Genomic DNA, 12,373 nt, shown 5'->3' with positions numbered 1-12,373 from the left:
ACCTGCTAGGCCAACCAGGCGTGCAGGGCTCAGACGATGCCAGTCGTGCTCAGCCCCTCCGCGGATGGCGCCGCGTCCACCAGGCTGACCGTGGTCCAGCCCGAGGCGTGCTGCAGGTCCAGCCTCAGGCCATGGCGCTCCGCCAGGCGGCGCACGATGGACAGGCCCAGGCCCAGGCCGGCGCTGCCTTCGCCCTTGAGGCCGGGCTGGCGGCCGGCCGCGTCGCTACCCAGCAAGGCCTCGGGCGGCGCGGCGCTGGCATTGGCAATGCTCAGTCGCCTCGCATCGGCGCTGATGCGGATCTGCGGTGTTTGCCGGTGGGCCAGGGCGTTGCCGAGCAGATTGGTCAGCAGCAGCTGGGTCAGGGCCGGTGGCCAGGGGCGGGTGAGGGTGGGCGGCACCTCCAGCTCCAGCTCAATGCCCTGCTGATCCAGCAAGGGGGCGTGGGCCAGCACCAGCTGCTCGATCTGGGGCAGCAGGGCCTGCGGCTCAGCAGGACCCAAGATCCGGCTCGGCCCCGGGCTGGATTCGCGGGACAGGGCCAGCAGCAACTCCACCGTTTGCTGCAGCTGCCAGAGCGCGGCGCGCATGGAGTTGAGCGTGGCGCTCTGCGAAGGCGGCAAGCCCTGGCCGGCCAGGCGCTCGCAGGCCAGGCTCAGCACGGTCAGCGGTGTGCGCAGCTCGTGGCTGGCATCGCGGCTGAAGGCCTGTTCGCGGGCGATGAACTCGCGCGTGCGCTGGTTCAGCTGTGCCAGATGGGCTGCCAGCAGGCCGACCTCATCGTCGCCATAACGCGCCGCCAGATCGGTGGGTAGCTGCTGTGGCTGGCTCTGCGCCACGGTCTGCGCCAACCGGGCCAGAGGCGCACTGGTGCGCCGCGCCAGCCACCAGCCCAGGCCCAGGGCCAGCAGGGCCAGGCCGCCGCCCCAGGCGCCCAGCCAGACCAGCAGCTGCCGGCGCATGGGCCGCACGATCAGCTGGCCGCTGACCTCGGCGACCAAGAGGGCGCCCTGCTCGGGCAAGGGCCAGAGGTGGTAGTGGCGGCCTTGCTCGCCGCTGAGCTCGCGGGACCGGGGCTCGCGCAGGCGCGCCCGCGCCAGGTCTTCGGGCAGGGCCTGGCCAGGCCGGTACAGGCGGATGAAGTCCTGCGCCGGCTCGCGCCAGCCCTGGCCGGCACGAAGACTGATGTCTTGGGCTAGGGCTTCCTGGCGCAGGGCGCTGTCGAAGAACTGGTCTTCGACGGTGTAGACAAAGGCCATGGCAAAGAGGCCGAACAGCGCGCTGACCAGCACGGTGTAGCCGGTGAAGGCCAGCATCAGGCGCTGCCGCAGGCGGGCGCGGTAGCCGCTGGTGTGGAGGCTCAGGCTCATGCGGGAAGGTCCAGGCGCAGGCCGACACTGTGAACGGTCTTGACCAGGCCCTGCGCCGGCCCCAGGGCCTGGCGCAGGGTGTAGAGGTGGCTGCGCAGGGCGTCGGATTCGGGCGGCTCGTCGGCCCAGAGGGTGTGCTGCAGCTCGCTGCGGCTGAGCGTGCGCGGGTGAGCCTCGGCCAGGGCCAGCAGCAGGCGGTAGGCCTGGCGGGGCAGGGTCGGCAAGACCTGACCCTCGATGCGCACTTCGGCGCTGCGCCGGTCGATCTGCAGCGGCCCGCGTTCCAGCAGCGGGCTGCGGCCCAGCTCGCCGCGCCGGGACAGGGCCTGGCAGCGCCAGAGCAGTTCCTCGCCGGCAAAAGGCTTGAGCAGGTAATCGTCGGCGCCGGCGGCGAAGCCCTGGCCCTTGTCGGCCAGGCTGTCGCGCGCGGTCAGCATCAGCACCGGGATGTGGCGATCGGCCTGCTCGCGCAGGCGCTGGCAGACCTGCAGCCCGTCGAGGCCGGGCAGGCCCAGGTCCAGCAGCAGCACATCGGGCGGCTGCTCCAGAGCCAGCTGCAGGCCCAGGCGGCCGTCGCTGGCTTCCTCGACGCGCCAGCCGGCCGCTTGCAGCAGCAAGGCGATCTGGGCGCGCAGCGGCGCGTGGTCTTCGACCACGAGGATGCGCAGAGGCTGGCTGGGCGTCGTCGTCATGGGGCCTTGCTGCTCGATCAGGGTTGGTGGTGAATGACGGTGGCCAGTGATTGCTTCGCTTCCTGGATGCTCAGGCCCAGACGCTCATGCTTGAAGTGCGGCTCGGCCAGGCGCATCAGCGAGAGCGCCTGTCGGCGCGTTGCATCATCGCCGGCATTCTTGAACTGGTAGACGCCCAGCATGGCGATCAGCTCCATTTTGTAGGCCTTGGCATCGGCGGCCAGCTGCGCCTGCACAGCGGCCTGCTCGCCCTCCAGCCAGCGCTGGGCCAGGCTCATGGTGGCTTCGTCGCGGAAGGGCAGGCGAGCCTTGGGCTCCTGGCCCAGGGCGCGCAGAACGGCCTCGGTCATGGCGGTGGTGGAGAAGGGGTTCTGGCCGGTGATCAGGCGGCCGTCCACCACCACCTTGGGCATCATCAGCGAGGCTTCGTCCCATCGCGCGCCCTGGGCCTTGAGCTTGTCTTCCAGCAGCCAGGGGAACTGTGCCGCCCACTTCTTGCCGAAGGCGGCTTCTTCCTCATTGCTGAAACCGGTCAGGCGGCGGCCCGCGATCAGGGGCTGGCCATCGGCGCGCCGCACTTCGGCCAGGGCGGCCGGGCCGTGGCAGACGGCGGCGATGACACCGCCCTGGGCATCCATCTCGCGCAGCAGCGTCTGCAGGCCGGGGTCTTTGGGCAGGTCAAACATGGCGCCCTTGCCACCCATGACCATCACGGCGCGGTAGTCGCTGGCCCTCAGTTCGGCCGTGCTGCGGGTGTGCTTCAAGGCGGCCAGGGCTTGCGGGTCGGCGGCCAGGCGGCTGTTGTAGTCGTCGTTCGGGTCGTAGCGGTCGGCCTCGACGGCGCCGCCCTTGGGGCTGGCGACCTCGACGCTGAGGCCGTTGGCACGCAGCAGCAGCCAGGCCTGGGCGAACTCGTCCATTTCGAAGCCGGGCCGGGTCTTGCCTTGGTCGCGGCCTTCACCGCTGACGACGATCAGGATTTTGCTGCTTGCGGGCGTGGCCAGGGCCGGGCTCCAGCTGGCGGCCGCCAGCAGGGTTGTGAAGGCGGTGAGTGCCGTGCTGAGACGGCGCAGGAAACGGGGCGTTTTCATTCGGGGATCTCCAGAGCTTCAGGGTGAACCCAGTCTAGAAATCCCCGTGTGAAGCCGATGTCAAGCCATGCCCTGATGCCTCAGCAAGGCATCGATCTGCGGCTCGCGGCCGCGGAAGGCCTTGAAGCTGTCCATGGCCGGCCGTGAACCGCCGACTTCCAGGATGTTCTGCAGATAGCGGCGGCCGGTGTCGGCGTTGAACACGCCTTCCACCTCGAAGGCGCTCCAGGCATCGGCGCTGAGCAGTTCCGCCCATTTGTAGCTGTAGTAGCCGGCCGAATAGCCGCCCGCAAAGATGTGCGAGAAGCTGTGCTGGCTGCGGTTGAAGTCAGGCGACTTCATCACCGCCACTTCGCTGCGCACCTCGTTGAGCACGGCCTGGATCTGCGCCGCGCTGCCGGTCTCGGCATGCAGGCGCATGTCGAACAGGGCGAACTCGATCTGGCGCAGGGTCTGCATGCCGCTCTGGAAGTTCTTGGCCGCCAGCATCTTGTCGAAGAGCTCGCGCGGCAGGGGCTCGCCGCTGTCCACATGGGCGGTCAGCTGCTGCAGCACCTCCCATTCCCAGCAGAAGTTTTCCATGAACTGACTGGGCAGCTCGACGGCATCCCACTCGACACCGGAGATGCCGGAGACGCCCAGCTCATCCACCTGGGTCAGCAGGTGGTGCAGGCCGTGGCCGAACTCGTGGAACAGGGTGGTGACGTCGTCATGCGTCAGCAAGGCCGGCTTGTCACCGACGGGCTGGGTGAAGTTGCAGACCAGCTGCGCTACCGGTGTTTGCTGCGTGCCCTCGGGTCGGGCCCAGCGGCTGCGCACCTCGTCCATCCAGGCGCCGGGGCGCTTGCCTGGGCGGGCGTAGAGGTCGAGATAGAACTGGCCGACGAGAGCGCCATTGCGCTCCAAACGGTAGAACTTGACGGACTCGTGCCAGACCTCGGCGGCCTGCTCATGGATCGTCACCTGGAACAGGCGCTCGATGATGCTGAACAGGCCGGCCAGCACGCGTGGCACCGGGAAGTACTGGCGCACCGCTTCGTCGCTGAAGGCGTAGCGGGCTTCCTTGAGCTTCTCGGAGGCGTAGGCCGTGTCCCAGGCCTGCAGCTCGGCCAGGCCCAGCTCGCGGGCCGCGAACTCGCGCAGCTCGGCCAGGTCTTTCTCGGCAAAGGGGCGGGCGCGGCGGGCCAGGTCACGCAGGAAATCGAGCACCTGCTGCGGCGAATCGGCCATCTTGGCGGCCAGCGAAGCCTCCGCGAAATTGGCAAAACCCAGCAGCGCGGCTTCTTCCTGGCGCAGCTGCAGCAGCTCCTGCATCACGGCGCTGTTGTCCTGCTCGGGCTTGTCGCCCAGCTCGCTGGCGCGCGTGACGTAGGCGGTGTAGAGCCGTTGGCGCAGGCCGCGGTGGCTGCCGTACTGCATGACAGGTAGGTAACTGGGGAAATGCAGGGTGAGCTTGAAACCTTCCTTGCCTTCGGCCTCGGCGGCGGCCCGGGCGGCTTGCACAGCGTCGGCCGGCACGCCGCCCATCTCGTCGGCGCTGGCGTAGTAGGCATAGCCGTCGGTGGCGTCCAGCACATGCTCGGAGAAGGTCTGAGCCAGCTCGGCGCTGCGTTCCTGGATGGCGGCGAAGCGGGTCTTGGCCTCGCCCTGCAGCTCGGCGCCGGAGAGCACGAAGTCACGCAGCCAGAGCTTGAGCGCTTGCTGGCGCGCCGGCTTCAGCGTGGCCGCGGCCGGGCTGGCGGCAATGGCCTTGTACTTGGCGTAGAGGCGTTCATCCGATCCTTGGCGGGTGAAGAACTCGGTGACGGCCGGCAGGGCGGCGTTGTAGGCTTCGCGCAGCTCGGGCGTGTTGGCCACGGCATTGAGGTGGCCGACGGCGCCCCAGGCGGCGCCCAGGCGCTCGGTGGCCACGCCGAGGCTGGCGGACAAGGCCTCGTAGTCGGCCGGTGTGGCCTCCGAGGTGGCCAGGGCCAGGGCGGCATCGGCCTCTTTCAGCAGCTGTTCGACCGCCGGGGCGATGTGCTCGGGGCGGATGCTGGCAAAGGCCGGCAGGGCGGCGGTGGACAGGAGCGGATTGCTCATACGGCGCCTGCGGCTTGGGCGGCAGCGGCGGCGCGCTCGGCCGACTCGAGGGTGTTGACCAGCAGCATGGTGATGGTCATGGGGCCGACGCCACCGGGCACCGGGGTGATCCAGCCGGCCACGTCCTTGACGCTCGCGAAATCAACGTCGCCGCAGAGCTTGCCTTCGTCGTTGCGGTTCATGCCCACATCGATGACGACGGCGCCGGGCTTGACCATGTCGGCTGTCAGCACATCGCGTTTGCCCACGGCGGCCACGACGATGTCGGCCTGGCGGGTGTGCTGGGCCAGGTCGGCGGTGCCGCTGTGGCAGACCGTCACGGTGGCATTGGCCTGAAGCAGCATCATGGCCATGGGCTTGCCGACGATGTTGGAGCGGCCGATCACCACGGCATGCTTGCCGCGCAGGTCCTTCATGCCGATGCTCTCCAGCATCTTCATGCAGCCGTAGGGCGTGCAGGCCTTGAAGCCGGTCTCGCCCACCATCAGCGCACCGGCGCTCTCGATCGCGAAGCCGTCCACGTCCTTGGCGGGCGAGATGGCCTCGATGACCTTGTGGTCGTCGATGTGCCTGGGCAGGGGCAGCTGCACCAGGATGCCGTGGATGGCGGGGTCCTTGTTCAGGGCCTCGACGCGGGCCAGCAGTTCGGCCTCGCTCATGCTTGCGTCGTACTTTTCCAGCACCGAGTGCAGGCCGGCGTCGGCGCAGGCCTTGACCTTGTTGCGCACATAGACCTGGGAGGCCGGGTTGTCGCCCACCAGCACCACCGCCAGGCCCGGCTTCAAGCCCTGGGCCGTCAGCGCCGCGGCGCGTTGCGCCACCTCGGCGCGGACTTGTTGGGACAGGGCGTTGCCGTCGATCAGTTGGGCGGTCATGTTTGTGCTTCCAGAAATGCAACGAGGCCGCATTCAGCGGCCTCGTCAGGGTGAGTCGATATCAGGCCTTGGCCGGTGCGCCCAGGGCGATCTTGAGCAGATCGGCCACGGTGTTGGCGTTCAGCTTTTCCATGATGTTGGCGCGGTGCGCTTCCACCGTCTTGATGCTGATGCCCAGGTCATCGGCGATCTGCTTGTTCAGGCGGCCGGCGACGATGCGCTCCAGCACTTGCGATTCACGCGTGGTCAGGCGCGAGAGCAGGGCGTCGCGGCTGGCGGCTTCCTGGTGGGTGGAGAAGGCGTTGCGGGCTTGGTCCAGCATGCGCTCGACCAGGGCGACCAGCTCGTCTTCCTTGAAGGGCTTTTCGATGAAGTCCATCGCGCCCTTCTTCATGGTCTGCACCGCCATCGGCACATCGCCGTGGCCGGTGATGAAGACCACGGGCAGGGGGCTATGGCGCTCGATCAGGCGATCTTGCAGCTCCAGGCCGCTCATGCCTTCCATGCGGATGTCAGCGATCAGACAAGCGACTTCGCGCGGGTCGTAGCGGCTGAGGAAGGACTCGGCGGAGTCGAAGCACTTGACCCGGTAGTCCTTGCCTTCGAGCAGCCATTGCAGCGAGTCGCGTACGGCCTCGTCATCATCGACGACGTAGACATTGCCCTTCTTCGGAATCAGACTCATGGTGTCGCTTGTTTGTTGTTCACTGCGGACCCCTCGGGGGATCCTGTCGTCGGTCCGAGCGATCCTGTGGGTACAGGCGGGTCCACTCGGGAGATGTCTACCGGGATGCTGAAGGCGAACCTGCAGCCCACAACAGCCTCCCCATTGTATAAGTTCTCAGCACGAATCCGGCCCTGGTGGGACTCCACGATAGACCGGCATAACCCTAGGCCGATGCCCAATCCGTCGGCCTTGGTGGAGAAGAAAGCCTCGTACATCCGGGAGATCACCTCCTCGGGCATGCCTGGGCCCATGTCGGTGACGCTGAAATCGATATGGCCCCCGAGTTCGGGGGTGTGCTTGGGCACCACGCGCAGTTCGATGTGGCGGCGCGACACCGGCAGGTTGGCGTTGTCGATGGCCTCGGCGGCGTTCTTGAGCAGGTTCATCAGCACCTGCTCGATCAGGATGGGGTCCACCATCAGGGTCGGCAGGCGCTGCGCGATGTAGGTGTGGATGGCCACGTTGCGGCGGCGCAGCTCGATGCCGGCCAACTCGACCGCGTCCTCGACGATGTCAAAGGCCTGGGCCGGCTCGCGCTTGGGCTCGCTGCGTTTCACGAAGTTGCGGATGCGGTGGATGATCTGCCCGGCGCGCTGCGCCTGCTTGGCGGTCTTTTCCAGCGCGGCCAGCAGGTCTTCTTTCTGGATGCTGTCGTTGCGCACCCGCGAGACCATGCCGTTGCAGTAGTTGGTGATGGCCGTCAGCGGCTGGTTCAGCTCATGGGCCACGCTGGAGGCCATCTCGCCCATGGTCATCAGGCGGCTGGTCATCTGCGCCTTTTCGGCCTGGCTGGCGGCCTGGGCTTCGGCATGGCGGCGGGTGGTGATGTCGGTGGCGATCAGCATCTGGGCAAGGCGGCCGTCGGTCCACTGCAGATAGCGCGAGCGCACGTCGAACCACATTTCCAGCGACTCGACGAAGACCTCGCGCGGGTCCGAACCCATCTCGGTCAGGGCCTGGGCGGGCAGGCCGCTGTAGTCGTCCACCTCTTCGTCGGCATCGGGCCCGCTGCTGCGGCCGAGCTGGCTGCCCGAGAGCAGGGCATGGCCGGCCGGGTCGGCGCCGAACCAGAGCCGGTAGCTGCGGTTGGCGAACAAGAGCTCGCCTTGCTGCACCGAGAGCACCGACACGGCGGCGTCCAGCCCCTCCAGCACGGTGGTGAAGCGCTCGTGCGAGGCGGAGAGCTGGTCGCGCACGCGCTTGGCCTCGGTGATGTTGGTCATCGAGGTCATCCAGCCGGTTTGCTTGCCCTTGCTGTCCACCAGGGGCGAGATGTAGACGCGGCCGTCGAAGGTGGTGCCGTCCTTGCGCAGGATCTTCACTTCCACGCCGCCGGCCGGGCTGCGACCCTGCAGCTCCTGCTGCAGCAGGCGGGCGTTTTCTTCCAGGCGGTCGGGCGGCCAGAAGGGGAAGGGTGGCTTGCGGCCGATCATTTCCGCTTCCGAGAAGCCGGTCATGGCGCAGAAGGCCGGGTTGACGTAGGAGATGCGCGACTCCATGTCCATGGCCCGCATGCCGGTCAGCATGGAGTTCTCCATGGCGCGGCGGAAATTGGTTTCGCTGGACAGGGCGTTCTGGATCTGCAGGCGCCGGCGCATGTGCTTCCAGGTGCCCAGCAGCATCCAGACGGTCAGCACCGAGAGCGCCACCACCATCCAGAACAAGGTGTTGCTGATCAGGCCGATGGAGGTGCGGTAGCCCTCGCCGCGCAGCACCAGGCCGTTCATGGCCGGGGCCAGGGGCACTTCGTGCTGGATCAGGGCGCGCTTGGGGCGCTTGCCCGGCATCTGCGTGACGGTGCTGGCCACCACCTGTTCGCCAGCGTCGAGGATGGCCACCACATGGCGTGTCGCCACTTCGCTGGGCACGTAGTAGCGCAGCAGGGCTTCGATCGAGTACTCGGCGATCACCACGCCGGCAAAGCCCGTGCGGTCGATTAGGGGCACATGGATCTGGAACACCCGGGTGCCGATGTTGTCGGCAAAAGGCGGCGAGTAGCTGGGCTGGCGGCGCTCGCGCGCGGCCTGGAAGGCCAGCTCGGCCGGGTTGCTCTGGTTGGCCAGGGGCATGGAGGGGTCGTTGCCCTCGGCCGTCATCAGCGACTCGTCCTGGAAGCCGGCGCCGCTGACGCTGGCGCGCGCCTCGCGGTGCTTGCTCAGCCAGGTGATGTGGGTGATCTCGGGCCGGTCGCGGGCAAAGGCCTTGGCCTGGGCGCTGAACTCCTGCGTGTCCACCGCGCGGGTGACGATCTCGCGGGCGATGCGCAGCAGCTGTTCCTGGTTGTCATTCAGGCGCACGCGTATCTGCTGCTGGGCGATCTCGCTGTCGCGCTTGACGGCCTCGGACTCGCGCTCGATTTCCTCGTTCCGCAGGTACCAGAAGGCCAGGATGATGGCGGTCAGGAAGAGCAGGACCGAGATCAGCGGGCCCAGGGTGGCGAAGCGGTCCTGCCGCGAGGGCGACTGGCTGAGCCACCAGCGCACCAGCACCCGGCGCAGCGGTTGAACCATCTGGCGCGCGGCGCCTTGGAGATCGGTAAGAAAAGACATAGCGGGCGATTATCCGGGTGCGGACAAGCGCCTGAGTTTGACAACTTCATGTAACTTATTTCGCAATACGAAATGCTTTCGCACCATTTGAGAGTGGCGAAATCTTGTGCGACACTCGCCGCAAACGCACACGACGTTCAAGCCGTTGCCATGTCCGGAATTCACGCCGGGCAAGGTTTTTTAGCCTGAGGATGCGCGGGTGTCGCCAGCCAGTGGCCGGCCGCCGCCATCCCCAAGAGTCAAATCTTCGGAGACAAGCCATGTCCGCGCAGCCCCAGTCCCTTCCAGGCGCCGCCGCCACTGACACCGACACGCAGGAAACCAAGGAATGGCTGGACGCGCTGTCCGCCGTCATCGGTGAAGAAGGCGGTGAACGTGCGCATTTCCTGCTCAACACCCTGATCGAGCATGCGCGCCAGTCTGGCATCGACGTGCCGTTCTCGGCCACCACGGCCTACGTGAACACCATCCCGGCCGATCAGGAAGCGCGCTGCCCCGGCAATATCGAGATCGAAAAGCGCCTGCGCGCCTATATGCGCTGGAACGCCATGGCCATGGTCGTGCGCGCCAACCGCCTGAACCCGGCGGACGGCGGTGATCTGGGCGGCCATATCGGCTCGTTTGCTTCGCTGGCCTCCATGCTGGGCGCCGGCTTCAATCACTTCTGGCATGCCGAGAGTGAAAATCACGGCGGCGATCTGCTCTACATCCAGGGCCACAGCGCCCCCGGCATCTACGCCCGCGCCTTTCTGGAAGGCCGCCTGAACGAGGCGCAGCTGGACAACTTCCGCCAGGAAGTGGACGGCAAGGGCCTGTCCAGCTACCCGCACCCGAAGCTGATGCCCGAGTTCTGGCAGTTCCCGACCGTCTCGATGGGTCTGGGTCCCTTGATGGCCATCTACCAGGCGCGTTTCCTGAAGTACCTGCATGCCCGCGGCATCGCCAACACCGAGAACCGCAAGGTCTGGGCCTTCATGGGCGACGGTGAGATGGACGAGCCGGAATCGCTGGGCGCCATCGGCCTGGCCGCGCGCGAAGGCCTGGACAACCTGGTCTTCGTCATCAACTGCAATCTGCAGCGCCTGGACGGCCCGGTGCGCGGCAACGGCAAGATCATCCAGGAACTCGAAGGCGAGTTCCGCGGCAGCGGCTGGAACGTCATCAAGCTGATCTGGGGCAAGGGCTGGGACGAGCTGCTGGCGCGCGACAAGAGCGGCAAGCTCAAGCAGCTGATGATGGAAACCGTGGACGGCGACTACCAGGCCATGAAGGCCAATGACGGCGCCTACGTCCGCAAGCACTTCTTCGGCAAGTACCCCGAGACCGCCAAGCTCGTGGAGCACATGAGCGACGAAGAGATCTTCGAGCTGCGCCGCGGTGGCCACCAGCCCGAGAAGGTCTTCGCCGCCTTCCACAAGGCCCACCACAACACCACGGGCCAACCGACCCTGCTGCTGGTCAAGACCGTCAAGGGCTATGGCATGGGCAAGGCCGGTGAAGGCAAGAACACCGTCCACCAGACCAAGAAGCTCAGCGACGAGGACATCAAGTACATCCGCGACCGCTTCGGCATCCCCATCCCCGACAGCGAGCTGCCCAAGCTGCCCTACTACAAGCCGGCCGACGACACGCCCGAAATGCGCTATCTGCACGAGCGCCGCAAGGCCTTGGGTGGTTACCTGCCGCAGCGCCGTGTCAAGGCCGAGGAGACCTTCAGCGTGCCCGCGCTGGATGTCTTCAAGGCCGTGCTCGAGCCCACCGCCGAAGGCCGTGAGATCTCGACCACGCAAGCCTATGTGCGCTTCCTGACCCAGCTGCTGCGCGACAAGGATCTGGGCCCGCGTGTGGTGCCCATCCTGGTCGACGAGGCGCGCACCTTCGGCATGGAAGGCCTGTTCCGCCAGATCGGCATCTACAACCCCAAGGGTCAGAACTACACCCCGGTCGACAAGGACCAGGTGATGTACTACCGCGAGGCCAAGGACGGCCAGATCCTGCAGGAAGGCATCAACGAAGCCGGCGGCATGGCCAGCTGGATCGCGGCGGCCACGAGCTACTCGACGAACAACCGGGTCATGATCCCGTTCTACGTCTACTACTCGATGTTCGGCTTCCAGCGCATCGGTGACCTGGCCTGGGCGGCCGGTGATATGCAAGCGCGCGGCTTCCTGCTGGGCGGCACCTCGGGCCGCACCACGCTGAACGGCGAAGGCCTGCAGCATGAAGACGGTCACAGCCACATCCTGGCCGGCACCATCCCCAACTGCGTCAGCTACGACCCGACCTTCGCGCACGAAGTGGCGGTGATCATGCAGCATGGCCTCAAGCGCATGGTCGAAGACCAGGAGAACGTGTTCTTCTACCTGACCCTGCTGAACGAAAACTACGCCATGCCGGGCCTCAAGGTCGGCACCGAGGCGCAGATCCTCAAGGGCATGTACCTGCTGGAAGAAGCCCAGGCCGGCACCGCCCTGACGGTCAATCTGCTCGGCTCCGGCAGCATCCTGCGCGAAAGCCAGGCGGCCAAGGTCTTGCTGGAACAGGAGTGGGGCGTGGGTGCCCATGTCTGGAGCTGCCCGAGCTTTAACGAGCTGGCCCGCGACGGCCAGAACGCCGAGCGCTGGAACCTGCTGCACCCGACCGAGCTGTCCTGCGTGCCTTTCGTGACCCAGCAGCTGAGCCGCACCAGCGGCCCGGTCGTGGCCTCGACCGACTATATGAAGAACTACGCGGAACAGATCCGTGCCTTCATCCCGGCCGGCCGCAGCTTCAAGGTGCTGGGTACCGATGGTTTCGGCCGTTCGGACTTCCGCTCCAAGCTGCGTGAGCACTTCGAAATCAACCGCCACTACATCGTCGTCGCCGCGCTCAAGAGCCTGGCCGATGAAGGCAAGATCCCGGCCGCCAAGGTGGCCGAGGCGATTGCCAAGTACGGCCTCAACGTCAACAAGATCAACCCCCTGTACGCTTGATCGCACTCGCGGAGA

At 66.9% G+C, this 12,373-nt stretch carries 8 protein-coding genes; 1 reads left to right on the top strand and 7 read right to left on the bottom strand.

What is annotated here, in order from left to right:
* Positions 1-29: 29 nt before the first annotated feature.
* The 7 genes from AC1Q6P_RS18120 to AC1Q6P_RS18090 all read right to left on the bottom strand — a co-directional run bounded on the left by AC1Q6P_RS18120 (position 30) and on the right by AC1Q6P_RS18090 (position 9,386).
* Positions 30-1,370 carry a sensor histidine kinase gene (locus tag AC1Q6P_RS18120; protein WP_492665357.1) on the bottom strand — a complete coding sequence of 447 codons (1,341 nt, stop codon included), beginning with the start codon at positions 1,368-1,370 and terminating at the stop codon, positions 30-32.
* Positions 1,367-2,062 carry a response regulator transcription factor gene (locus AC1Q6P_RS18115; protein WP_271010246.1) on the bottom strand — a complete coding sequence of 232 codons (696 nt, stop codon included), beginning with the start codon at positions 2,060-2,062 and terminating at the stop codon, positions 1,367-1,369. Before AC1Q6P_RS18115 ends, AC1Q6P_RS18120 begins: the two co-directional genes overlap by 4 nt.
* A 17-nt stretch (positions 2,063-2,079) precedes the next feature.
* The gene (locus AC1Q6P_RS18110; RefSeq protein WP_492665356.1) at positions 2,080-3,153 is read right to left on the bottom strand and encodes a type 1 glutamine amidotransferase domain-containing protein; all 1,074 of its coding nucleotides are present in this window, start codon (positions 3,151-3,153) and stop codon (positions 2,080-2,082) included.
* Positions 3,154-3,213: 60 nt separating this feature from the next.
* The gene (locus AC1Q6P_RS18105; RefSeq protein WP_492665355.1) at positions 3,214-5,235 is read right to left on the bottom strand and encodes a M3 family metallopeptidase; all 2,022 of its coding nucleotides are present in this window, start codon (positions 5,233-5,235) and stop codon (positions 3,214-3,216) included.
* Positions 5,232-6,110, bottom strand: coding sequence for a bifunctional methylenetetrahydrofolate dehydrogenase/methenyltetrahydrofolate cyclohydrolase FolD (folD, locus tag AC1Q6P_RS18100; RefSeq protein WP_492665354.1), 879 nt, complete (start codon positions 6,108-6,110; stop codon positions 5,232-5,234). The genes AC1Q6P_RS18105 and folD overlap by 4 nt, the downstream gene beginning before the upstream one ends.
* Positions 6,111-6,171: 61 nt before the next feature.
* Positions 6,172-6,795 carry a response regulator transcription factor gene (locus tag AC1Q6P_RS18095; protein WP_102766366.1) on the bottom strand — a complete coding sequence of 208 codons (624 nt, stop codon included), beginning with the start codon at positions 6,793-6,795 and terminating at the stop codon, positions 6,172-6,174.
* The gene (locus AC1Q6P_RS18090; RefSeq protein WP_171826890.1) at positions 6,792-9,386 is read right to left on the bottom strand and encodes a PAS domain S-box protein; all 2,595 of its coding nucleotides are present in this window, start codon (positions 9,384-9,386) and stop codon (positions 6,792-6,794) included. Before AC1Q6P_RS18090 ends, AC1Q6P_RS18095 begins: the two co-directional genes overlap by 4 nt.
* 260 nt (positions 9,387-9,646) lie before the next feature.
* Here AC1Q6P_RS18090 and aceE point away from each other — a divergent pair, with 260 nt between their 5' ends.
* The gene (gene aceE, locus AC1Q6P_RS18085) at positions 9,647-12,358 is read left to right on the top strand and encodes a pyruvate dehydrogenase (acetyl-transferring), homodimeric type (RefSeq protein WP_171826891.1); all 2,712 of its coding nucleotides are present in this window, start codon (positions 9,647-9,649) and stop codon (positions 12,356-12,358) included.
* Positions 12,359-12,373: the final 15 nt, after the last annotated feature.

The sequence above is a fragment of the Roseateles sp. GW835-FHT13E02 genome, assembly GCF_058794035.1.
Note: the sequence above shows the minus strand (reverse complement) of the source record. Positions and strands in the feature narration are given on the sequence as shown.

Coding starts and splice junctions, on each gene's coding strand:
- AC1Q6P_RS18120 (WP_492665357.1), bottom strand. CDS start 1,370: ATGAGCCTGAGCCTCCACACCAGCGGCTACCGCGCCCGCCTGCGGCAG.
- AC1Q6P_RS18115 (WP_271010246.1), bottom strand. CDS start 2,062: ATGACGACGACGCCCAGCCAGCCTCTGCGCATCCTCGTGGTCGAAGAC.
- AC1Q6P_RS18110 (WP_492665356.1), bottom strand. CDS start 3,153: ATGAAAACGCCCCGTTTCCTGCGCCGTCTCAGCACGGCACTCACCGCC.
- AC1Q6P_RS18105 (WP_492665355.1), bottom strand. CDS start 5,235: ATGAGCAATCCGCTCCTGTCCACCGCCGCCCTGCCGGCCTTTGCCAGC.
- folD (WP_492665354.1), bottom strand. CDS start 6,110: ATGACCGCCCAACTGATCGACGGCAACGCCCTGTCCCAACAAGTCCGC.
- AC1Q6P_RS18095 (WP_102766366.1), bottom strand. CDS start 6,795: ATGAGTCTGATTCCGAAGAAGGGCAATGTCTACGTCGTCGATGATGAC.
- AC1Q6P_RS18090 (WP_171826890.1), bottom strand. CDS start 9,386: ATGTCTTTTCTTACCGATCTCCAAGGCGCCGCGCGCCAGATGGTTCAA.
- aceE (WP_171826891.1), top strand. CDS start 9,647: ATGTCCGCGCAGCCCCAGTCCCTTCCAGGCGCCGCCGCCACTGACACC.